The sequence below is a fragment of the Methylobacterium sp. Leaf466 genome, from assembly GCF_001425565.1.
In the GTDB taxonomy this organism is placed as follows: domain Bacteria; phylum Pseudomonadota; class Alphaproteobacteria; order Rhizobiales; family Beijerinckiaceae; genus Methylobacterium.
In genome coordinates, this window is record NZ_LMRC01000036.1 from 1 (window position 1) to 21,341 (window position 21,341).

Annotated in this window: 20 protein-coding genes; 8 read left to right on the forward strand and 12 right to left on the reverse strand. The window is 69.6% G+C overall.

The features are described 5' to 3' along the window. Window positions 1–333 precede the first annotated feature (333 nt). The 4 genes from ASG59_RS18795 to ettA all read left to right on the forward strand — a co-directional run bounded on the left by ASG59_RS18795 (window position 334) and on the right by ettA (window position 3,769). Complete coding sequence (locus ASG59_RS18795; RefSeq protein WP_244475764.1) at window positions 334–669, forward strand: hypothetical protein; 336 nt, start codon at window positions 334–336, stop codon at window positions 667–669. Window positions 670–701: 32 nt separating this feature from the next. Beyond that, entirely contained in the window at window positions 702–1,568 is an 867-nt protein-coding gene (locus ASG59_RS18800) for a DNA/RNA non-specific endonuclease (RefSeq protein ID WP_056286721.1), read from the forward strand. Window positions 1,569–1,632: 64 nt separating this feature from the next. After that, window positions 1,633–1,911 (forward strand): hypothetical protein, encoded by a 279-nt coding sequence (locus ASG59_RS18805; RefSeq protein ID WP_055889876.1) that lies wholly within the window; start codon window positions 1,633–1,635, stop codon window positions 1,909–1,911. Window positions 1,912–2,116: 205 nt separating this feature from the next. After that, a complete protein-coding gene (gene ettA / locus ASG59_RS18810; RefSeq protein WP_056286719.1) occupies window positions 2,117–3,769 on the forward strand; it encodes an energy-dependent translational throttle protein EttA in 1,653 nt (550 codons plus the stop codon). Between the two features lie 46 nt (window positions 3,770–3,815). Here ettA and purQ read toward each other — a convergent pair whose 3' ends face one another. From purQ to ASG59_RS18835, 5 genes are all read right to left on the reverse strand, one after another. After that, window positions 3,816–4,496 carry a phosphoribosylformylglycinamidine synthase subunit PurQ gene (purQ, locus tag ASG59_RS18815; protein WP_056410817.1) on the reverse strand — a complete coding sequence of 227 codons (681 nt, stop codon included), beginning with the start codon at window positions 4,494–4,496 and terminating at the stop codon, window positions 3,816–3,818. After that, window positions 4,496–4,735: a phosphoribosylformylglycinamidine synthase subunit PurS gene (gene purS / locus ASG59_RS18820; protein WP_056410820.1), complete on the reverse strand. Its 240-nt coding sequence runs from the start codon at window positions 4,733–4,735 to the stop codon at window positions 4,496–4,498. Before purS ends, purQ begins: the two co-directional genes overlap by 1 nt. Before the next feature lie 109 nt (window positions 4,736–4,844). Further along, window positions 4,845–5,078, reverse strand: a complete 234-nt coding sequence (locus tag ASG59_RS18825; RefSeq protein WP_055889862.1) for a hypothetical protein — start codon at window positions 5,076–5,078, stop codon at window positions 4,845–4,847. Between the two features lie 113 nt (window positions 5,079–5,191). Beyond that, on the reverse strand, window positions 5,192–5,788 hold the full coding sequence (locus ASG59_RS18830) for an ActR/PrrA/RegA family redox response regulator transcription factor (RefSeq protein ID WP_055889860.1): 597 nt from the start codon (window positions 5,786–5,788) through the stop codon (window positions 5,192–5,194). A 37-nt stretch (window positions 5,789–5,825) separates the two neighbouring features. After that, entirely contained in the window at window positions 5,826–7,226 is a 1,401-nt protein-coding gene (locus ASG59_RS18835; protein WP_055889857.1) for an ActS/PrrB/RegB family redox-sensitive histidine kinase, read from the reverse strand. A 244-nt stretch (window positions 7,227–7,470) separates the two neighbouring features. On the opposite strand from ASG59_RS18835, the gene ASG59_RS18840 reads away from it, so the two are divergent. After that, window positions 7,471–8,211 (forward strand): SprT family zinc-dependent metalloprotease, encoded by a 741-nt coding sequence (locus ASG59_RS18840; RefSeq protein ID WP_056410823.1) that lies wholly within the window; start codon window positions 7,471–7,473, stop codon window positions 8,209–8,211. Here ASG59_RS18840 and ASG59_RS18845 read toward each other — a convergent pair. The 7 genes from ASG59_RS18845 to ASG59_RS18875 all read right to left on the reverse strand — a co-directional run bounded on the left by ASG59_RS18845 (window position 8,202) and on the right by ASG59_RS18875 (window position 16,727). Further along, the gene (locus ASG59_RS18845; protein WP_056410826.1) at window positions 8,202–9,296 is read right to left on the reverse strand and encodes an SAM-dependent methyltransferase; all 1,095 of its coding nucleotides are present in this window, start codon (window positions 9,294–9,296) and stop codon (window positions 8,202–8,204) included. The genes ASG59_RS18840 and ASG59_RS18845 overlap by 10 nt on opposite strands. Continuing rightward, window positions 9,293–10,186: a prolipoprotein diacylglyceryl transferase gene (lgt, locus tag ASG59_RS18850; protein WP_056410829.1), complete on the reverse strand. Its 894-nt coding sequence runs from the start codon at window positions 10,184–10,186 to the stop codon at window positions 9,293–9,295. The genes ASG59_RS18845 and lgt overlap by 4 nt, the downstream gene beginning before the upstream one ends. 92 nt (window positions 10,187–10,278) lie before the next feature. Beyond that, entirely contained in the window at window positions 10,279–12,429 is a 2,151-nt protein-coding gene (locus ASG59_RS18855; RefSeq protein WP_056410831.1) for a methyl-accepting chemotaxis protein, read from the reverse strand. Window positions 12,430–12,641: 212 nt separating this feature from the next. Then, window positions 12,642–14,213 (reverse strand): threonine ammonia-lyase, biosynthetic, encoded by a 1,572-nt coding sequence (gene ilvA, locus ASG59_RS18860; RefSeq protein WP_082528853.1) that lies wholly within the window; start codon window positions 14,211–14,213, stop codon window positions 12,642–12,644. 69 nt (window positions 14,214–14,282) lie between these two features. Continuing rightward, window positions 14,283–14,630 carry a diacylglycerol kinase gene (locus ASG59_RS18865; RefSeq protein WP_056410838.1) on the reverse strand — a complete coding sequence of 116 codons (348 nt, stop codon included), beginning with the start codon at window positions 14,628–14,630 and terminating at the stop codon, window positions 14,283–14,285. A gap of 6 nt (window positions 14,631–14,636) precedes the next feature. Continuing rightward, complete coding sequence (locus ASG59_RS18870) at window positions 14,637–15,701, reverse strand: AbrB family transcriptional regulator (RefSeq protein ID WP_056411028.1); 1,065 nt, start codon at window positions 15,699–15,701, stop codon at window positions 14,637–14,639. Between the two features lie 51 nt (window positions 15,702–15,752). Beyond that, complete coding sequence (locus ASG59_RS18875) at window positions 15,753–16,727, reverse strand: LysR substrate-binding domain-containing protein (RefSeq protein WP_055889839.1); 975 nt, start codon at window positions 16,725–16,727, stop codon at window positions 15,753–15,755. Window positions 16,728–17,066: 339 nt separating this feature from the next. Between ASG59_RS18875 and katG the strand changes: the two genes are divergently transcribed. The 3 genes from katG (at window position 17,067) to ASG59_RS18890 (ending at window position 21,333) form a co-directional block, all read left to right on the forward strand. After that, on the forward strand, window positions 17,067–19,319 hold the full coding sequence (katG, locus tag ASG59_RS18880) for a catalase/peroxidase HPI (RefSeq protein WP_156399305.1): 2,253 nt from the start codon (window positions 17,067–17,069) through the stop codon (window positions 19,317–19,319). A gap of 381 nt (window positions 19,320–19,700) precedes the next feature. After that, window positions 19,701–20,162, forward strand: coding sequence for a DUF4112 domain-containing protein (locus ASG59_RS18885; RefSeq protein ID WP_244472473.1), 462 nt, complete (start codon window positions 19,701–19,703; stop codon window positions 20,160–20,162). Window positions 20,163–20,187: 25 nt separating this feature from the next. After that, window positions 20,188–21,333, forward strand: a complete 1,146-nt coding sequence (locus ASG59_RS18890) for an ABC transporter permease (protein WP_056411031.1) — start codon at window positions 20,188–20,190, stop codon at window positions 21,331–21,333. Window positions 21,334–21,341 lie beyond the last annotated feature (8 nt).

Consider the following 21,341-nt stretch of genomic DNA (forward strand, 5'->3'; position numbering starts at 1 on the left):
CGATCATCTCCCGCCGCACCGCATCGGCCACAGCCTGCAACTCGCCCTCGGGCAGGGCCCGCAGCGACGACGTCTCGACAAGACCGTCCAGAATCGAGGTATCCATCGCCACCAATGCTCTATCCGCTCGTTCGCTTGTCCCTCGCTCGTTCGCGAGGGGTCCAAGCCATAAAAACCATACCGCGCAAGCGTCGCCGCAGGGCACGATCGACGTTGCTTTGCGATATCCATACCGATATCGCCAGTGTTTGGCACGCGGGGCCCGCCACGGGCTCCCGCCGTACCCCATGCATCTGCCGTAACCCATGCATCCGGCGACGAAACGCGACCGACGTGGCCACTCTACCCGATCGCACGTCGAGGCGGCAGTTAAGGATGTGTGACGCGCCGATCAACGTCGACATGCACTTTTCCGCAACCTGTGCTTTCCGCACCGCGACGGGGCAGGCCATGATCCGCACGCTCGCCTTGGTCCTCCTCGCCGGCGCCTGGCTCGCCCCTTCGCCCGGCCGCGCCGCCTCTGACATCGTCATTCCGGCCATCCGCTTGACGCCGCCCCCGCCCGTCGATCGGCAGGTCGCCCCGTTCGAGGGATCGCTCGGGCGGCCCTGCGGCTATCGCTGGCGCGCCACGCCGTCGGGCACGCGCAAGGTGCGGGTCTGCTTCTGACGCCCCCGTCCTTCCCGAGCCGATGGGCCACGATGCTCAGGGCCGGCGTGGTGGCGGCGCTGCTCGCCTGCAGTCTGCCCGCCACGGCGGCCGAGACCTGCCCGGTATTCTTCCTCGACGGAACGCAGCCCGTCCTCTCAAACCCGAAACTGCGCGGCGAGACGGTCCCGTTGTGCTTCTCGGCTTTTGCCGTCCTGCATTCCGGCATCGCGCGGACGCCGCTCTACGCCGCCCAGAGCCTCACCCGCGCGAGCGTGGCCGCGGCCCGCACGATCGACCGGGTCGATGCCTTCCACGACGAGGACCGCCTCCCCGCGACCATGCGGGCGCGCCTCGACGACTACGTCCGCAGCGGCTTCGACCGCGGTCACCTGGCGCCGGCCGGCGACATGCCGACCGGGGCGGCACAGGCCGAATCCTTCAGCCTCGCCAATATCGTGCCCCAGGACCGCAGCGTGAACCGCAACCTGTGGGCGGGCATCGAGGAAGCCGTGCGGCGCCTGGCCACCGAGCGCGGCACCCTCTTCGTCGTCACCGGCCCGGTGTTCTCGGGCGCCACGGTGACGAGCATCAACGGCCGGGTGCTGGTTCCGACCGACCTGTTCAAGGCGGTCTACGATCCCCGGCGCCGGGAGGGGGCGGCCTATCTCGTTCCCAATCGCGCCGACGGCGAATGGCGCCAGGTCCCGCTCGTCGAGCTCGCCGCCCTGACCGGTGTCGATCCGTTTCCGAGCCTGTCGCCTACGGCCAAGGCGCAGGTCATGACGTTGCCCGAGCCCCGGACCTACGACCGGTCGCGCGAGCGTCGCGGCGAGGATCCGCTCACCGCCTGGTTGGAGCGGCAGATCGAACGCCTGCTCAGGTCCCTGTGGCGGGAGTTGATGCGGGCGATCTTTTGACTTCGACGGCCTGGTCGCGGCCGTCGACATGGAAGCCGGTTTTGCTCGAGACAGGACAGCCCCGATGCAGGAACCCGATGGACACGACGCCTTCGTTCCCTTCGCCGACGATGCGACGGTCCGCCAGATCGCGGCGTTCTCCATCGAGAACGGCACGACAGCGATCGCCCTTCACGGTGGGCTCGACATCACCCGGGACCGCCACGGTCTCGCCCGGGCCAGGGAGCTGAAGGCGATCCTCGACGCGATCGTGGCGCATCTGTCCGAGCAGGATCTCCCCGAGGCCGTCGTCGAGGAGCGCCCGGCGAGCCGGACGGTTCCGAACCCCTTCGCGGGGACCTGACCGGGCGCGCACCCATGCCCTCGCCCCTGTGCCGTAGGCCCGCCTTGCCGCGGGCGGGGCGCCCTGATACTCGCTGGACCATATCATCAGCGCGAGCGGTGCGGGCACGGCGGGCACCGGTTTTGCGGACCGCCGATCGCGCCGCGCATCGCCGGATGTCGCATAAGCCTGCGACCGACGGCGAGCAACCGACAAGGACAGCCTCATGGCCCGCGAATTCATCTACCACATGAAGGGCCTGACCAAGTCCTACCTTGGTGGCAAGAAGGTCCTCGACAACGTCAACCTGTCCTTCTACCCGGATGCCAAGATCGGCGTGCTCGGGATCAACGGATCGGGCAAGTCGACGCTGCTCAAGATCATGGCCGGCCTCGACAAGGACTGGACCGGCGAGGGCTTCGTCGCGCAGGGCGCGCGCGTCGGCTACCTGCCGCAGGAGCCCCACCTCGACCCCGACAAGAGCGTGCGCGAGAACGTGATGGAGGGCGTCGCCGAGAAGCAGGCGCTGCTCGACCGCTACAACGATCTCGCGATGAACTACTCCGAGGAGACGGCGGACGAGATGACCGCCCTCCAGGACAAGATCGAGGCGGCCAACCTGTGGGAGCTCGACTCCAAGGTCGATCAGGCCATGGAGGCGCTGGGCTGTCCCGGCGACGAGCAGCCCGTGGCCACGCTCTCGGGTGGCGAGCGCCGCCGCGTCGCCCTGTGCAAGCTCCTGCTGTGGGAGCCCGAACTGCTGCTGCTGGACGAGCCCACCAACCACCTCGACGCCGAGACGGTGAATTGGCTGGAAGGGCACCTCAAGCAGTATCCCGGCGCGATCCTGATCGTGACCCACGATCGCTACTTCCTCGACAACGTCACCGGCTGGATCCTCGAGCTCGACCGGGCCCGCGGCTATCCCTACGAGGGCAACTACTCGGCCTGGCTGGTGCAGAAGCAGAAGCGCCTCGCCCAGGAGGGCCGCGAGGACATGGCCCGCCAGCGCGCGATCAACCGCGAGCAGGAGTGGATCTCGGCCTCGCCGAAGGCCCGCCAGTCGAAGTCCAAGGCCCGTATCACCCGCTACGACGAGCTGGTGGCCAAGCAGAACGACAAGATCGACGCCTCGGCCCAGATCGTGATCCCGATCGACGAGCGGCTGGGCAACAATGTCATCGAGTTCACCAACCTCAACAAGGCGTTCGGCGACCGCCTGCTGATAGAGGACCTGTCGTTCAAGCTGCCGCCCGGCGGCATCGTCGGGGTGATCGGCCCCAACGGCGCCGGCAAGACGACCCTGTTCAAGATGATCACCGGCCAGGAGAAGCCCGACGGCGGCACGATCTCCGTGGGTGAGACGGTCCACCTCGGCTACGTCGACCAATCGCGCGATGCCCTCGATCCCAATGCCACCGTCTGGCAGGAGGTCTCGGGCGGCAACGACATCATTTATTTCAACAAGCGCGAGATCAATTCCCGCGCGTATTGCGCGGCCTTCGCCTTCAAGGGCGGCGATCAGCAGAAGAAGGTCGGCACGCTCTCGGGCGGCGAGCGCAACCGGGTGCACCTCGCCCGCACCCTCAAGGGTGGCGCCAACGTGCTGCTGCTGGACGAGCCCACCAACGACCTCGACATGGAGACCCTTCGGGCGCTCGAAGAGGCGCTGGAGGATTACGCGGGCTGCGCCGTCATCATCAGCCACGATCGCTGGTTCCTGAACCGCATCGCGACCCACATCCTCGCCTTCGAGGGCGACAGCCACGTCGAGTGGTTCGAGGGCAACTTCTCGGATTACGAGGAGGACAAGAAGCGCCGCCTCGGGCTCGATTCGATCATGCCGAAGAAGCTGAAGTACAAGAAGTTCTCCCGTTAGGGACAGTCGCGAGGCCTGGGCTCGACCCGGGCCTCGCGGTCGCCGGTCAGGCGGCGAGGCTCGCGAACAGGCCGCGCCCGTCGGTGCCGCCGACGAGATCCTCGACGAAGTTCTCCGGGTGCGGCATCAGCCCGAGCACGTTGAAATTCTCCGAGTAGATGCCGGCGATGGAGTTGAGCGAGCCGTTGCGGTTGGCATCGACGCTGAGCGCGCCCGTGGCGTCGCAATAGCGGAACGCAACCCGCCCCTCGCCCTCCACCCGCGCGATCGTCTCGGGGTCGGCGAAGTAGTTGCCTTCGCCGTGCGCGACGCAGACGTCGATCACCTGATCCTTGGCATAGGCCGAGGTGAAGCGGGTATCGGCCCGCTCGACGCGCAGCAGCTGGCGATGGCAGATGAAGCGCCGGTCGACGTTGCGCATCAGCACGCCCGGCAGCAGGCCGGATTCGCACAGGATCTGGAAGCCGTTGCAGATGCCGAGGACGAGGCCGCCGCGTGCCGCATGGCCGCGCACCGCGTCCATCGCCGCGGCGCGGCCGGCGATGGCGCCGCAACGCAGGTAGTCTCCATAGGAAAACCCGCCCGGGAGCACGGCCAGGTCGGTTCCTGGCGGAAGCGTCGTCTCGGTGTGCCAGACGGTGACGACATCGGCTCCGGCGAGGCGCAGGGCACGCGCCACGTCCGCCTCGCGATTGGAGCCGGGAAAGACGACGATCGCGGCGCGCATCAAACGATCTCGATCGCGTAGTCTTCGACCACGGTGTTGGCCAAAAGCTTCTCGCACGCCTGCCGCAGGGTCGTCTCGGCGGCGGCGCGATCCGTCCCCGCGAGCTCGATATCGAAGACCTTGCCCTGGCGTACCCCGCCGATGCCTTCGAGCCCGAACGACGACAGGGCCGCCTCGATCGCCTTGCCCTGCGGATCGAGGACGCCGGTCTTCAGGGTGACGACGATACGAGCTTTCATGGGCGGGCTTTCATGGGCAACGGGGTCGAGCCCCGTGAGGGAAGCTGCCCTGCCGGATAGTCAAGAACCCTGCGCCTGGCAACGCGAGTGCCGCACCGGGGCGGCAGCGTCAGTGGGACGGGCGGGCTGTCCGGATCGGCTCGATCGACGTGGCGCGGCGCCACAACTGGACCATGATCCAAACGGCCACCAGGCTGAACAGGACCATCAACACATGCCCGACGCGGTCGCCGAGATCGAGCAGGCCCGCCAGCGCCCAGCCGGACGCGATCGCCACGGCGAAGACTTCGGTTCCGACCAGCACCATCATGCTGACGATCGTGATCAGATTGCGCGTATTCACGGCTGAACGTTCCTCGGCAGACACTGACGAAGCCTCCCGAAGGGTTCTTCGCTCCGGGTCGGCTTATCGCACGGCACGGGCCCGGCGCAACGCCGGACCCGGTCGCCCTTGGGTCATCGCGGCGCGCGCTTGGCCAGGATGCGCTGGAGCGTACGCCGGTGCATGTTGAGACGCCGCGCGGTTTCCGACACGTTGCGGCCGCACAATTCGTAGACGCGCTGGATGTGTTCCCAGCGCACCCGGTCGGCCGACATCGGGTTCTCCGGAGGGTCGGCCCGCTCGCCGGGCTGCGCCATGAGCGTCCCATGGATCTCGTCCGCATCGGCCGGTTTGGCGAGATAATCGAACGCACCGAGTTTGACGGCGGTCACGGCGGTGGCGATGTTGCCGTAGCCGGTCAGGATCACGCCGCGGGCGTCGGGCCGCAGGTCCTTCAGTCGCGCGATCACGTCCAGGCCGTTACCGTCGCCGAGGCGCATGTCGATCACGGCGAAGGCCGGCGCCCTCGCGTCGACGGCGGCGACGCCCTCGGCCACGCTTTCGGCGACCTGGACATGGTAACCGCGCAACTCCATCGCCCGAGCGAGCCGGGTCGAGAAAGGCTTGTCGTCGTCTACGATGAGCAGGCTGCGATCGGAAAAAGCAGCCAAAGGATCGTTCTCGGCCAATGTCACCGGATCGGCGCTCGGCATTCCACCTTGCGTCAGCATCTGACGCTCCTCCACATTCCAACTGGTCACGAGACCTTTATATAGGCGCCGCTCCGCGTTCGATCAGGGGTGAATGCTGAACCGCGCCAAATTCATTGTGCGCAACCGTATCGCGCTCGAAGATATGGCGCGCCCAGGAAATCCGCACCATCGCCCCCGTCCTCGGTTGGCCGGCCGCATCGTGGCTCGACAGGTTCGACAGGAGAAGCTGGGCGCCGGATCGCTCGATCAGCGTCTTGGCGATGAACAGCCCGAGGCCGAGCCCGGCACCGGCCTCGCTGCCCTCGCGCGATTTGTCGCGGCTTCGAGTGGTCACGTAGGGTTCGCCCGCCCGGAGCAGGACTTCGCTCGAGAAGCCGGGTCCGTCGTCGCGGATCTCGAGGGAGACCTTGTCGTAGGTCCAGCGGGCCTCGATCGCGACCCGTGTCTGCGCAAAGTCGATGGCGTTGTCGACGATGTTGGCGAGCCCGAACATGATGCCGGGGTTGCGGCGGCAGACCGGCTCCGGCCCCTCGCCTTCGGTGGTCACGTCGAGGGCGATGCCCATCGCGCGCTGGGGTGCCACCAGCTCTTCGACGAGGTGGCGCAGGCTCACGGTCTGGAGGAAGCCGCCCTCGTCGCCGTCGAGGGACGTGAGCTTCGACAGGATGCCACGGCAGCGATCGACCTGATCGCGCAGGAGCGCCAAATCCTCCTGCACCGATGGCGAGGCGGAGGCGCCGAGCTGACGGGTCAGCTCGCGGGTGACGACCATGATGGTCCCCAGCGGCGTGCCGAGTTCGTGGGCCGCCGCCGCCGCCAGTCCGTCGAGCTGCGAGAGGTGCTGCTCGCGGGCGAGGACGAGTTCGGTAGCGGCCAGCGCCTGGGCGAGCTGGCGCGTCTCCTCGGAGACCTTCCAGGCGTAGACCCCGGTGAACGCCGTGCCGAGCAGGATCGCGGTCCACACCCCCGAGACGTAGAGGAACGGCAGTTCGAGGCGGCCGTCGCTGAACCAGGGCAGGGGACGGTGGACCAGGGCGAGCAGGGTCGCCAGGCCCACCGCCAGCAGCCCGAGGGCCAAAGTGCGCTCGGGCGGCAGGGCTGTGGCCGAGATGAGCACCGGCGCGAGGAACAGCAGGGAGAACGGGTTCTGCAGGCCGCCGGTGAGGAACAGGAGGGCCGCGAGCTGGATGATGTCGAAGGCGAGCAGAAGCGCCGCCGAATCGTCGCTGAGGCGGTAGCTCGCCGGAAAGCGGATGCGCAGGGCGAGGTTGAGCCACGACGAGGCCGCGATGACGAGGAAGCACCACCCGAACGGCAGCGGAAGGCCCAGCCCGAATTGGGCCCCGACGACGGCGGCGCTCTGCCCGGTGATCGCCAGCCACCGCAGGCGAACGAAGGTGTCGAGCCGCAGGTGGCGCGCGTTGCGGGAAAAACCGCTGGAACTCATGTCCGTCATCTCGAAGAAGACGATAGCGCCGGCCGGTGTTCCGTAAAGCCTCGCGATCGGTGTTTCGGTGAAGCAGGGCCTCGCCGCATGCGCCCGGGCGAGGCGGGAGAATGAGGCTTCCCTGTCGTCGGCGCGATGGAAGCGGCCTTTCCGGACGGCTAAGAGTCTCTCACGAGACTCCCGTCGCGCCGTCGTGCACGGGGAGGAAGCTCCCGGCGATCGGGAGATCTGTGAGGGACTTGAAGCCGGCCCCATGCGACTCCCGTTCCGACGCCCGCCGGCTCCCGACCCGGACCACATCGAGATCCAGCACGAGGATGCGGCCCTGCGCATCGCCCTGCGCCGGCGCGCCTCCGCCCGCCGGTTGACCCTGCGCGTCAGCCACGCCACCGGCGAGGTGGTGATGACGCTGCCGGCCAGGACCGCCATCGCTACGGCGCAGAAGTTCGCCGCCAGCCACCGCGACTGGATCGCGCTTCGGCTCGCCAAGGTTCCCGAACGCATCGCCCTGGAGGCCGGTGCCATGCTGCCACTGCGCGGCGTCCCGCACCGGATCGTGCATCGCGGCACCCGCAGTGCCGCCACCGCGGCCGTCCTGATCGAGGACGAGCCGGCCATCGCCGTCTCGTGCGAGGCGCCGCATGTGGGCCGGCGGGTCCGCGATTTCCTCGACCGCGAGGTCCGCAAGGACCTGAACGTGGCGGTCGCGGCCTATGCGGCCGCCCTCGGCCAGGCGCCGCGCCGGCTCACCGTGCGCGACACCCGCAGCCGCTGGGGGTCCTGCACGGCGGCGGGCGATCTCAACTTTTCCTGGCGGCTGATCCTCGCGCCGCCCGTGGTGCTCGATTACCTCGTGGCCCACGAGATGGCTCACCTGCGCGAGATGAACCACTCGTCCCGGTTCTGGGCGCTGCTGAACGACCTCTGCCCTCACGTCGAGGAGGCCGAGGCCTGGCTCAAGCGCCACGGCACGGCGCTGCACCGCTACGGCTGAGCGGACTCCGGCGGAGAGGGAAAGCCAGGCAGGGCCCCGAGGGCCGGATGTCCGAACGCCATGGCCTTGAACAGGCGCCCCATGCCGGTGCGGCCGGTCTCGGTGAGGCGCATGACGGCCGCCTCGATCGCCTCGGCCTGCGCCGGGGTCGCCCGGAGCTTGAGGCGGTCGGCCCTCGCGCGGAGCCCGAGGGCGAAGAGGAAGTCGCGCTGGTCGATCGCCGCATGGACGGCGGCCCCCTCGCCGGCGGCCGCGGCCGCCAGGGCGGCGAAATCGACGTGGGTCGTCAGGTCGGCCTCTCCCGGATCTCGAAGCGGATCGACGAAGCGGTGCCCGGAGACCGCCTGGAACGAGTCGCCGAAGCCGGGGCGTGCATGGCCGTAGTCGATCACGAGCACCGCGCCGCCGCCCCGCACCCGCGCGGCGGACAGGTGCCGGACGACGTCGAGGGCGGCGCCGGGCAGGGTGAGGACGACACCGACGGGCGCGGCCGCGGTCAAGCGAGGGTCTGGCTCGGCGGCGAGCCCGAAGGCGAGCCCGGTACCGGCCGCATCGAGACCCACGAGCCGCTCGCACCAGCCGCGCTCGGTCCGTTGGAACTGGCGCACCGGCAGGGCATCGAAGAACTCGTTGGCGACGACGATGGCCGGGCCCTCGGGCAGGGTCTCGACGCTCTCGTGCCAGGTCGGTGCATGGGCATGGAGGCATGTCGCCTGGATCGCCCTCAGGGTCGGGCTGGTCTCGACGAGGTGAAGGTCGACAGCCGCGTCGGGGGCGACCCGGCGCAACGCGCGCAGCGCATCGGCCATCAGGGTCCCGCGGCCGGGCCCGAGTTCGACGATCGCGAGGGCGGCGGTGGCCGCCGTCATCGCGCCGACGGACGCGATCCACAGCCCGATGAGCTCGCCGAACATCTGGCTGATCTCGGGCGCGGTGACGAAATCGCCCCGCGCCCCGAGGGGGTCGCGGGTGCGGTAGTAGCCGTGGACGGGGTGGGACAGGCAGAGCGCCATGTAGCGGTCGAGCCCGATCGGCCCGGCGGCGGCGATCTCGTCGCGCAGCTCGGCCAGGAGCGGCGTCGTCACCTGGCCACGCCGTCAGGCCGCATCGACCCCTCGCCGGTCTCGCGCGGGCGGGTGACGCCGCGCAGGGCCATGACGATGGCGACGATGCCGACGAGCGCCATCGGGATGCACAGCACCATGCCCATGGTGATGCCGCCGCCGAGGAACGAGACCTGCGATCCGAACAGATAGCCGAGCTGGCGGTCCGGCTCGCGGAAGAACTCGCACAGGGTGCGCGCCACGGCGTAGCCCAGGACGAAGATCCCGCTCTGGAGACCGGGCCGCCGGAACCCGAAGCGATAGGCGCAAAACGCCATCACGAGGAATAGCAGGGCGCCCTCGGTGGCGGCCTCGTAGAGCTGGCTCGGGTGTCGCGGCAGGGGGCCACCGGAGGGAAACACGACGGCATAGGCGAAATCCGGCGCGATCCGCCCCCACAGCTCCCCGTTCACGAAGTTGGCGATCCGCCCGAAGAACAGCCCGATCGGCACCACCACCGCGGCCAGGTCGAACAGGGCGAAGGCGCGAATGCCGCGGCGTCTGGCGAAGAGAAGCATCGCCAGCACCGCTCCGGCGAAGCCCCCGTGGAACGACATACCGCCGTTGCGGATGGCGAAGATCTCCATCGGATCGTCGAGGTAGAGGGGCAGATTGTAGAACAGCACGTAGCCGAGGCGTCCGCCAAGAACGACGCCCAGTGCCACCCACACGATGAGGTCGTCGATGTCGGTCAGGCTCGGGCGGCTGAGGCCGCCCCAGAGGCCCGTCCTAGCAACGAGGCGACGGGCGTAGAACCAGCCGCCCAGGAGGCCGACGATGTAGGCGAGGGCGTACCACTTGATGGTGATCGGCCCGATCGCCACCGCCACGGGGTCGATGGCCGGGAACGGCATGGCTAGCAACGGCGGCATCACGCGGGGCTCCCCGGGGGAGGGCGCATTGGACGTGGCGGGCGCCCCGCGTCAACCCTGAGGCGTCCTCCCCGTCGTGCCTGTTGCGGTGCTCAGGCGGCGCGGACCGTCGACAGGAACTGCCCGACCTCGGCGCGGAGCCGGTCGGACTGGCGCGAGAGGTCGTCGGAGGCCTGCATCACCAGGGCCGTGGAGGCGCCGGCATCGGCGGCGGCGCGCGCCACCTCCTCGATGTCTGCGCTCATCCCGGCGGTGCCGGAGGAGGCCTGGCCCATGTTGCGCACGATCTCCCGCGTGGTCAGGCCCTGCTCCTCCACCGCGGCGGCGATGCTGGTGGTGACCGCGCTCATGCTCTCGATCCGGGCGACGATACCCTGGATGGCGCCCGCCGCCCCGCCGGTGGCGGCCTGGATCGCATCGACCTGCTGGCCGATCTCGGCGGTGGCACGGGTGGTCTGCTCGGCGAGATTCTTGACCTCGGCGGCCACCACCGCGAAGCCGCGCCCGGCCTCGCCGGCGCGGGCCGCCTCGATGGTGGCGTTGAGGGCGAGCAGGTTGGTCTGCGAGGCGATCTGGGAAACCATGCCGACGACGTCGCCGATCCGGGTCGCCGCGGCCGAGAGGTCGCGCATGGTCTGGGCGGTCTGGTTCGCCTGCCCGACGCTGGTGCGCGACATCTCCGCGGCCTGCTCGACCTGACGGCCGATCTCCTGGACCGTGGCGCCGAGCTCCTCGGCGGCGGCCGCGACCGCATTGACGTTGCCCGCGGTCTCGTGGGCCGTGACCGCCACGGAGTTCGAGCGGCGGGCGGTATCCTCGACGGCGGCGTTCATCGTGCCCGAGGCGGCCTGGAGGCCGCCGGCCGCCTGCGAGACGCTGGTCACGATGGAGCCCACCGAATGCTCGAAGCGGTCGGCGAGGTCGGCCAGCATGGCGCGGCGCTCGCTCTCCTGCCGCATCCGCGAGGCCTCGGTCGTCTGGAGCTGCAGGGCGGCATCCTCCAGGGAGATGTCGCGGATGATGACGACGGAGCGGGCGATGTCGCCGATCTCGTCGGCCCGGCGGCTCCCGGCGACATCGGACAAGGGCTCGCGCCGGGCCAGCGCCTTGAGGGCGTCGTTGAGCGCGCCGAGCGGCCGCACGATGGTCCGGGCGAAGAACAGGCCCGCCAGCGCCGTGAGGAGGAGGACGGGCAGGGCCGACATCGCGAGGGTCTGCGTCAGGTTCGCGACCGCGTGGAGCGCCTCGTCCTCGGACTGCTCGGCGACCAGCGTCCAGGGTGCGCCGAGGAGCGACAGCCTGGAGGAGGCGGCCATGCGGGTCTCGGCCCCGGTCCCGTAGGAGAACGGCACCGGGCTCGCCAGGGCCGCGGTCGGCAAGCCGAGGGTGGCGACGGGCGAACCGGCCAGCCTGGAGGAGGCCAGCGGCGGGTCGCTGCGCAGGAGGCCGTCCTCGCCGACGGCCATGATCTGGCCCGTCCTGCCGAGCCCGGTCCGGTCGGACAGGGCGTCCTTGAACAGGGTGGGGTCGAGGCGCAGGACAAGGAAGCCGATGCGCGTGGCCTCCTGGCCGGTTCCCATGGCGACATTGGCCCGGCGCTGCACGGAGCGGCCGAGGAAGGCGGAAGGGCCCTTGTCGGCCGGGTAGGGTGCGAAGTCCTGGAACAGGGTCGCCTCCGGATCGGCCGTCCTGAGGCGCTCGACCAGCTTGGAAAGGCCCGTTCCCGTCATCTCGGGTTCGGCGAGCGAGCGGGAGAAGTCGGCGCCCTTCGTCGTGGTGTAGACGATGCGCCCGGCCTCATCGACGAAGAGAAGATCGGCGTAGCCCGGCCGTTCGAGCAGGCGCCGCCCGGCCTCCTGCACCTTGGCGTGGCGCCGGCCGTACATGGTGCCGGCGCCCTCCACGGCCATGCGCTCGCCGGCCGTGGCAGGGCCGGTGAAGGCCTTGACCAGTTCGGCATAGCCGGGCTTGCCGGGATCGAGGGCCTCGACGAGGTCCTGGACGTTGCCCGACACCTGCGGGTTCGCGGCCACCGTGGCGAGGTCGCCGACCGCGCGGTTGCCGATGAGTTCCAGGCTCGTCTTCTTCGTCGTGGCCGCGAACTCCAGCCGGTCGTTGGCGGCCGCCACGAGACCGGCCTTGGCCGAATACCAGCTCACCGTGCCCATGGTGGCCGCGCTGAGGAGCGCCAGGCCGACGGTGATGGCGGGAAGGCGGGCGTTGAGGCTGGAGAACATCGGCATCGGCTCGTCGCACAGGTCTGAAGCCAGCCGTGATACGCCGCCAAGGGTTAAGGTTTGGTCAGGGACAGGTCTCAGGTGCCGATCCCCGATCGTGGCCAGTATCGCCCTGCGGCGGGCAAATCGTTCGAGCGACGGTTCGACGCCGGGCGGCGGCGATGACGCCCCGCGGACTCAAGGTCGGAGGCGAGAATCTTGAGCCCCGGAACCGACGACTATGCGTGCGCCGGGGTCGAGGCGGCGGAGTCCAGGAACATGCGGTAGGCGGGGTTGTCGGTCTCGTCGGTGCAGGGATAGCCGAGGTCGGCGATCGCCGCATCGAAGCGGTCGCGCTCGGCTTCCGGCACCGCGATGCCCGCCAGGACCCGGCCGTAGTCGGCGCCGTGGTTGCGATAGTGGAACAGGGTGATGTCGAACCCTTCGCCGAGACGGTCGAGGAACTTCATCAGGGCGCCCGGCCGCTCGGGGAACTGGAAGCGGTAGATGCGTTCGTCGGCGAGCCCGGTGGCGCGGCCGCCGACCATGTAGCGGATATGGACCTTGGCCATCTCGTTGTCGCTCATGTCGACCACGGGATATCCGGCCTCGCCGAGGGAGGCCACGAGGGCGTGTTTCTCCGCCACCCCGCCGGCGAGGTTGATGCCGACGAAGATGCGCGCTTCCGGGGTGCCGGCGTTGCGGTAGTTAAACTCGGTGATGGCGCGCGGGCCCAGGCTGTGGATGAAGGCCCGGTAGGCGCCGGGGCGCTCGGGGATCGTGACGCCGAGCAGCACCTCGCGCTGCTCGCCGATCTCGGCGCGCTCGGCGATGTGGCGCAGCCGGTCGAAGTTGAGGTTGGCGCCGCTCGAGATCGCGACCAGCGTGCCGGTCCCCTCCGGGTGCTGCTGCGCGTAGCGCTTGGCCCCCGCCAGGGCCAGGGCGCCGGAGGGCTCGGAGACGGCCCGGGTGTCGTCGAACACATCCTTGACCGCCGCGCACATGGCGTCGGTGTCCACCGTGATGACCCCGTCGAGGTGGTCGCGACAGAGGCGGAAGGTCTCCGCCCCGGCCTGGCGCACGGCGACGCCGTCGGCGAAGAGGCCGACGGTGGGCAGCATCACGAGGTCGCCGGCGTCGAGGGCGGCCTTCATGCAGGCGGCGTCGTCGGGCTCGACGCCGATCACCTTGGTCTCCGGACGCAGGTACTTCACGAAGGTCGCGACCCCGGCGGCGAGACCGCCGCCGCCGACGGGGACGAAGATCGCCTCGATCGGCCCGGAGTGCTGGGTCAGGATCTCCATGCCGATGGTGCCCTGGCCGGCGATCACGTCGGGATCGTCGAAGGGGTGCAGGAAGGTCAGGCCCTCGGCCGCCTCGCGCTCGCGGGCGTGGCCCAGGGCCTCGTCGAAGGCGTCGCCGTGCAGCACGACCTCGGCGCCTCGCGCACGGCAGGCATCGACCTTGATCGCCGGGGTGGTGCGCGGCATCACGATCACCGCGCGCACGCCGAGTTTCTGCGCCGCCAGCGCCACCCCCTGGGCATGGTTGCCGGCCGAGGCGCAGATGACGCCGCGCGCCAGCACGGCGGGATCGAGCCCCGACATCTTGTTGTAGGCGCCGCGCAGCTTGAACGAGAACACCGGCTGCAGGTCCTCGCGCTTGAGGAGCACCGGCCGGCCGAGACGCTTGGACATGCGCGGCATCGGGTCGAGGGGGCTCTCGATCGCCACGTCGTAGACGCGGGCGGTGAGGATCTTGCGGATGTAGTCGGTCAAGGCTCTGGTATTCCGGGACGTGCGGAGGCCGATGCGGTCGCCGCGCCCACCGACATAGGCGCCGGGACGGCGAGAAGCGAGACGGCCGTGAGGTCGCGCTGCTCAGCCGATCCGCGTCGCCACGCCCGCGAGCCAGACCAGGGCGACGACGATCTGCGCGAGGAAGGCGCCGGCTGAGGCCAGATCCTTGACCGTCCCGATCGCCGGATGGTGGGACGGATGCAGGTGGTCGCACAGCTTCTCGATAGCCGTGTTGAGGAATTCCGCCGCCAGCATGAGGAGCAGGCTCGCCACCAGGGCGATCCGGGTCCACCAGGTCTCGCCGACGAGGCAGGCCAGGGGCAGCCCGGCGGCGAGCAGCGCCAGTTCGAGGCGGATCGCCCGTTCGGTACGGGCACCGTGACGCAGGCCGCGCCAGGAATTGAGGAAGGCGAGCCACAGCGCCGGCATCGCCGCTCAGGTCTCCTCGGCGTTGCCGCCGATCCAACGGGCGAGGATCGGCCCGGTGATCAGCACCACGAACAGCCGCAGGGTCTGGACGGCCAGGACGAAGGAGACGTCCACCTTCGAGCCCACCGCGATGATGGCCACGGAGTCGAGCCCGCCCGGGGAGGTGGCGAGGTAGGCGGTGAGGAAATCGATCGGCAGGAGGAAGGTGATCCCGTAGGCCCAGCCGCCGCACAGCAGGATCAGCCCGGTCGTCGCCACGAGGATGCCGGGCAGGGCCGACAGCGACTCGCGCACCGTCTCGCGCGTGAAGCGCAGGCCCACGTACCAGCCGATCGTGGCATAGGCGGCGTCGAGGAGCGTGGCCGGCAGGGACATGCTGGCCACGCCCGTGGCGTGCAGGACGGCCCCGAGGATCATCGGGCCGATCAGCGCCCCGCCGGGGAGCCCCAGCGCGAGGGCGAGCCCCGCCCCCGTCGCGGCGACGGCCAGGGTCGCGAGCACCGCGAGAAGGCGGGGATCCTCGGGCATGACGTCCCCCGCGCCACCGGGCGCGGCGACGTCCGTCAGCAGCCGCGCCACCACCGAGGCCGAGACCACCACGAGGGCGACGCGCACGTATTGCATGAAGGCGACGAGGCGCGGATCGGACCCGTAGTCCTCCGACATCGCCACCATGGCCGCGGCTCCGCCCGGCGACGAGCCCCAGGCCGCGGTCGCGCCCGGCAGGACCTTCAGACGAGTCAGCACCACCCCGACGATGGCGCCGGCCACCACCGTCACCAGGACGACGGCGAGGATCAGCACTCCGTCCCCGAGGATGGTGCCGACGATATCTGCCGTCACCGATTTCGCCACGAGGCAGCCGACGAGGGCTTGGGCCGTCAGGAAGCCGGGCTTGGGCATGCGGATGGACGCGCCCGAGACCCCGAAGGCGATCGCCGCCAGCATCGGCCCGAGCAGCAGGGCCGCCGGAAAATGCGCGAGGGTCAGGCCGTAGGCCAACGTCCCCGACACGACGAGGAGGCCGGCCCAGAGTGAGACCGCGGTGAGGGGAGATGTGGCCTGGGGCACCGGCGCGCCGATCACGAGGGACGAGGGCGGCTCGCCCCGGTCGGCGCGGCGCTACACCGGATCGGCCACGCTGTCACGGCGCGCCGGCTTCGTCCGCGGCACCGCGTCGTCGCGGCAGGCGGTGGTGCCCGCGGGCGCATGCGCCCGGAAGAACGCCGCCAGGTGCGACAGGCCGGCCGCGCGCGGGTCGCTCGACCGCCAGGCCAGGGCGATGGTGCGGCCCGGGCCGTCGACGTCGAACCCCCGCGTCACCGTGAGCCCGCTCGGGTCGGGACCGGACGGGGCCGCCAGGGCCGGCAGCAGGGTGTAGCCGGCCCCGGCCGCCACCATCGAGCGCAGGGTCTCGAGGCTGGTGGCATGGCGCCCGGCGGCATTGCCGGCGCCGCAGGCGGCCACAGCCTGGTCCCGCAGGCAATTGCCCTCGTCGAGGAGCAGGAGGTCGGGGCCGGCGACATCGATGGCGCGCAGGGCGCCGCCGCGGGCCAGCGGGTGGTCGGCCGGGCAGGCGAGCAGGAACGGCTCGATGAACAGCGGCGAGACCGTGAGTCCCGACGTCGGCAGCGGCAGCGAGACCAGCGCCGCGTCGATCCGGCCGTCACGCAGTCCCTCCAGGATCTCGGCGGTGCGCGCCTCGCTGAGGGCCAGCGACAGCAGCGGGAAATCCTGCCGGAGGCTGCGCAGGACCAGGGGAAAGAGGTAGGGCCCCAGCGTCTGGATCGCCGCCAGCACGAGGCGGCCGACGAGGGGGGCGCCGCGCCCCTCGCTCGCCAGGACGAGCAGGCGCTGCGCCTCGGCCAGCACGGTGCGCGCTTGGCGCACGATGCCCTGGCCGGCCAGCGTCGTCATCACCCGGCGGTTGCCGCGCTCGAACAGGGTGAGGCCCAGGCCCTCCTCGAGCTTGCGCACCTGCACGCTCAGGGTCGGCTGGCTGACGTTGCAGCGCTCCGCGGCCCGGCCGAAGTGATGCTCCTCGGCCAGGGCCACCACGTATTCGAGGTCACGCAGGGACAGGCCCGAGATGTTCATAGACAGAGCCTATCACACATTTCGTAACGATGCATTGGCCAAACGACACCAGAGCGAGCATAAGCCCCTCGGAACGATTCCAGGTCTGGGTCCCGAGGAACGCACCTTTCGCGACGGACCCCTGCTTGAAAGGACGGCGACGCGTGCGCCCGGCATGTCGCCGTTCCATCCGACCGGCATCCATCCGCTTGCAGGGCGGGCAACAGGGCCGGTCGGAGACAAGTATCGTCGGCTCGCCGAGGTGCGACACGAGCCGAGCATCGGGACGACATCGCGCTATAAAAGGGATTTTACGTGAACGAGATCAAGAATATCGCACTCGATACCAGTACGTTCGTCATGGAGGGCAAGTGCCCGTTCGGCGGTGACCGGATCGGTGGCGCTGTCGGCACCACGCCGTCGCTGTCGGACTGGTACCCCAATCGCCTGAAGGTCGAGCTTCTCCACCAGAACGGTCCGCAGGCCAATCCGCTGGGCGAGGACTTCGACTACAAGGCCGCGTTCGAGACGCTCGATCTCGACGCGGTGAAACAGGACATCAAGTCCTTCCTCACGACGTCGGTGGCGTGGTGGCCGTCCGACTACGGCAACTACGGCCCTCAGATGATCCGCATGGCCTGGCATTCGGCCGGCAGCTACCGGATCTCCGACGGTCGCGGCGGTGCCGGAGAGGCGCTCCAGCGCTTCGCACCGATCAACAGCTGGTGGGACAACGGCAACATCGACAAGTCCCGTCGCCTGATCTGGCCGATCAAGCAGAAGTACGGCGACGCCCTGTCGTGGGGCGACCTGATGATCCTGACCGGCAACTGCGCCCTGGAGATCATGGGCTTCCCGACCTACGGCTTCGCCGGCGGACGTCAGGACGCGTGGGAGGCCGACAACGCGACCTACTGGGGTCCCGAGGTCTGGGACCCGTCGAACGTCACCTCGTTCGACAGCATGGTGACCCGCGACAAACGCTGGCGCGGCCAGAACGGCGACGCCGACTACGATCTCGAGAACCCGCTGGCCGCCTCGCACCAGGCGCTCATCTACGTGAACCCGGAAGGCCCGTACTCCAACGGCGACCCGATGGGTGCGGCGCGCGACATCCGCACCACCTTCACCCGCATGGCGATGAACGACGAGGAGACCGTGGCCCTGATCGCCGGCGGCCACGCCTTCGGCAAGAGCCACGGGATGGTTCCGGCCGATCAGATCGGGCCGCCGCCCGAGATCGCGCCGATCGAGGCGATGGGGCTCGGCTGGCATAACCCGAAGGGCACCGGTGCCGGGCCGAACACGATGACCAACGGCATCGAAGGCAGCTGGACGCCCGACCCGACGAAGTGGGACAACGCCTACCTCGAGAACCTCTTCAAGTTCGAATGGGTGCAGACTAAGAGCCCGGCCGGCGCGTCGCAGTGGACGCCGGCCGATCCGGACGCGCCCAAGACCCCCGACGCTCACATCCCGGGCCAGATGCACGGCCTGATGATGATGACCACCGACATCGCGTTGAAGGTCGACCCCGAGTACCGCAAGATCTGCGAGAAGTTCCTGAACGATTTCGACGCGTTCACGCTCGCCTTCTCGAAGGCGTGGTACAAGCTGACCCATCGCGACATGGGACCCAAGGAGCGCTACCTCGGTCCGGAGGTGAAGATCGAGGACGACCTGCTGTGGCAGGATCCGATCCCGCCGCGTGACTTCGCGCTCATCGACGAGGCCGATATCGCCGCCCTCAAGCGGGACATCCTGGCCACCGGCCTGTCGGTGTCGGACCTCTCGTTCACCGCCTTCTCTGCAGCCGCGACCTACCGCGACAGCGACAAGCGCGGTGGCGCCAACGGCGGCCGACTCGCCCTGGCTCCGCAGAAGGACTGGCCGATCAACCAGCGGACGGTACCGGTGGTGGCCGCACTCAGGCAGGTCGCCGAGGCGTTCAACGGGAAGTCGGCCGGCAAGCGGGTGTCGCTGGCCGACCTCATCGTTCTCGGCGGATGCGCGGCGGTGGAAAAGGCGCTGGCCGACGGCGGCCATGCGGCGACCGTGCCGTTCACGCCCGGCCGGGTCGACACGACCCAGGATCGGACCGACATCGAGATGTTCGAGTGGCTGAAGCCCGTGGTCGACGGCTTCCGCAACTTCGTGGCCGACGACTTCGCGGCGATCACGGCAGGGCGGGTCTCGCCCGAGGAGCTCTTCCTCGACAAGGCCTACCTGCTCACGCTCACGGCCCCCGAATGGGTCGCACTGGTCGGCGGCCTGCGTGCGTTGGGTGCCAATCACGACGGGTCGAAGCACGGCCAGTTCACGGATCGGGTCGGCGTGCTGTCGAACGACTTCTTCGTCAACCTTACGAGCGTCGACCTCGACTGGCGTAAGGACGACGAGACCGGCATGACCTTCACCCTGGCCGATCGCGCCAGCGGCGAGGCCAGGTTCACCGCGACCCGTTGCGACCTGGTGTTCGGGTCGAACTCTCAGCTCCGCTCCGTCGCCGAAGTCTATGCCAGCAAGGGTGGCGAGGCGCGCTTCGCCAAGGACTTCGTGAAGGTGTGGAACAAGGTGATGATGCTCGACCGCTACGACGTCAAAACCCACTAAAGGCGAGCGGGACGCCGGGCGGCGACGGAACCGCCCGGCACCCTCTCACCCCGGTGAAGCCAGGGCCGTCTCTCTCGGATCGCGGGAGGCGGCCCTTTTGTGTTGCGACCGCCGTCGATCCTGCGCCGACGATGCCGCCCGTCCGCGGTCCCGACCATCGCGCGCCCGATCATGCCAGTTCCGGTCGACCGCTGCGTGATGCGGAAACGGGCTTCTCTCGGGCGCCGCGCGGGCTTGCCGATACGGCCATCGGATCGGCCGGACGCCTCGTCGCGTCGCGATCCCTTGCCGAGATCCCTTGCGGAGCCTTGGGGCGTGGGCCACATCTGCCCGGTACGCGCTTAGCGCGATCGTCACGTCCGGAGCCCAGCCATGGCGATCATCGAGACTCTCGATCCGACTGCCGCGGATCGTTTCGCCGGTGCCGCACGCACCGGGGAGGCCGACCGGCGCGCGGCCGCGGAAGCGGCGATGCTGCGCTTGGAACAGTTCGCCCACGTCATGGACGCGGCGTTCGTCATCCCCGGCATCAACCGACGGGTCGGCGTCGACGCGGTGCTCGGCTTGGTGCCAGGCCTGGGCGATCTCGCCGGCGTGTGCCTGTCGTCCTATGTCGTCTACGAGGCCCGGCGGCTCGGCGCGCCGCGCTGGCTTCTGGCCCGCATGGCGATGAACGTCGCCTTCGACGGCGCCGTGGGCATCGTTCCGTTGGCCGGCGACATCTTCGACGCCGCCTTCAAGGCGAACCTGCGCAACGTTCGCCTCCTGCGCCGCCACCTCGAGCGCAGCGGCAAGATCCGGCCGAGCGTGATCGAGGGCACGGCATACCGCATCGACGGCTGAGCCCGACGCTGGTAGGGCGGTGGTCGTGAACGAGATCGCCCACCCGCCCGCCACCCTGCCCGTCGCTCCGCCGGTGAAGGGTGGCCTCTCGCCCTTGAATCGCCGCCGGCTCGCGAATTTTCGTGGCAACCGGCTCGGGTTCTGGTCGTTCGTGGTCTTCCTCGTCCTGTTCGGGCTCAGCCTGTTCGCCGAGTTCATCGCCAACGACAAGCCGATCGTCGTGTCCTACAAGGGCGAGATCATGTTCCCGGTTCTCGTCGACTATCCCGACGAGAAGTTCGGCGGCTTCTATGCCCGGCCCGACTATCGCTCGGCCGAGACCCGCAAGGAGATCGCCGACAACGGCTGGGCGATCTGGCCGCCCATCCCCTATTCCTACGACACCATCATCAACGGCCTGCCCACCCCCTCGCCGTCGCCCCCGACCTGGATGCTCACCGAGGACCAGTGCCGGCCGGTGGCCGAGCGGACCGGCGGCACCGGTTGCCGCGACATCGAGTGGAATTGGCTCGGCACCGACAACACCGCCCGCGATGTCCTCGCGCGGATCATCTACGGCTTTCGCATCTCGGTTCTGTTCGGGCTCATCCTGGCCGCGATCTCCTCGGTGATCGGCGTGATCGCCGGGGCGGTGCAGGGCTACTTCGGGGGGTGGGTCGACCTCGCGCTGCAGCGGTTCATCGAGGTCTGGAGCGCGATCCCGACGCTCTATCTCATCATCATCATCTCGGCCTTCATCGCGCCGGGCTTCTTCGTTCTCCTCGGCATCCTGCTCCTGTTCTCCTGGGTCGCGCTGGTGGGCGTCGTGCGGGCCGAGTTCCTGCGCGCGCGCAACTTCGAGTACGTCCGCGCCGCCCGTGCCCTCGGCCTGTCGAACGTCCGCATCATGAGCCGCCACCTCCTGCCCAACGCCATGGTCGCGACGCTGACCTTCCTGCCGTTCATCCTCAACGGATCGATCTCGACGCTGACCTCCCTCGACTTCCTCGGCTTCGGCCTGCCCCCCGGCTCGGCTTCGCTCGGAGAGCTGCTGGCGCAGGGCAAGGACAACATCCAGGCGCCGTGGCTCGGGCTTACCGGTTTCATCGTCGTCGCGGTGATGCTGAGTCTGCTCATCTTCGCCGGTGAGGCGGTGCGCGACGCTTTCGATCCGCGGAAGACGTTCGCGTGAGCTTATCG

What these genes read in the sequence shown, in the direction of transcription:
- ASG59_RS18865 (WP_056410838.1), bottom strand. Translation starts at nt 14,630, where the DNA reads ATGCCGGCGCTGTGGCTCGCCTTCCTCAATTCCTGGCGCGGCCTGCGT.
- ASG59_RS18800 (WP_056286721.1), top strand. Translation starts at nt 702, where the DNA reads ATGCTCAGGGCCGGCGTGGTGGCGGCGCTGCTCGCCTGCAGTCTGCCC.
- lgt (WP_056410829.1), bottom strand. Translation starts at nt 10,186, where the DNA reads ATGCCGCCGTTGCTAGCCATGCCGTTCCCGGCCATCGACCCCGTGGCG.
- ASG59_RS18805 (WP_055889876.1), top strand. Translation starts at nt 1,633, where the DNA reads ATGCAGGAACCCGATGGACACGACGCCTTCGTTCCCTTCGCCGACGAT.
- ASG59_RS18855 (WP_056410831.1), bottom strand. Translation starts at nt 12,429, where the DNA reads ATGCCGATGTTCTCCAGCCTCAACGCCCGCCTTCCCGCCATCACCGTC.
- ASG59_RS18875 (WP_055889839.1), bottom strand. Translation starts at nt 16,727, where the DNA reads ATGAACATCTCGGGCCTGTCCCTGCGTGACCTCGAATACGTGGTGGCC.
- ASG59_RS18835 (WP_055889857.1), bottom strand. Translation starts at nt 7,226, where the DNA reads ATGACGGACATGAGTTCCAGCGGTTTTTCCCGCAACGCGCGCCACCTG.
- ettA (WP_056286719.1), top strand. Translation starts at nt 2,117, where the DNA reads ATGGCCCGCGAATTCATCTACCACATGAAGGGCCTGACCAAGTCCTAC.
- ASG59_RS18840 (WP_056410823.1), top strand. Translation starts at nt 7,471, where the DNA reads ATGCGACTCCCGTTCCGACGCCCGCCGGCTCCCGACCCGGACCACATC.
- ASG59_RS18830 (WP_055889860.1), bottom strand. Translation starts at nt 5,788, where the DNA reads ATGCTGACGCAAGGTGGAATGCCGAGCGCCGATCCGGTGACATTGGCC.
- purQ (WP_056410817.1), bottom strand. Translation starts at nt 4,496, where the DNA reads ATGCGCGCCGCGATCGTCGTCTTTCCCGGCTCCAATCGCGAGGCGGAC.
- purS (WP_056410820.1), bottom strand. Translation starts at nt 4,735, where the DNA reads ATGAAAGCTCGTATCGTCGTCACCCTGAAGACCGGCGTCCTCGATCCG.
- katG (WP_156399305.1), top strand. Translation starts at nt 17,067, where the DNA reads ATGGAGGGCAAGTGCCCGTTCGGCGGTGACCGGATCGGTGGCGCTGTC.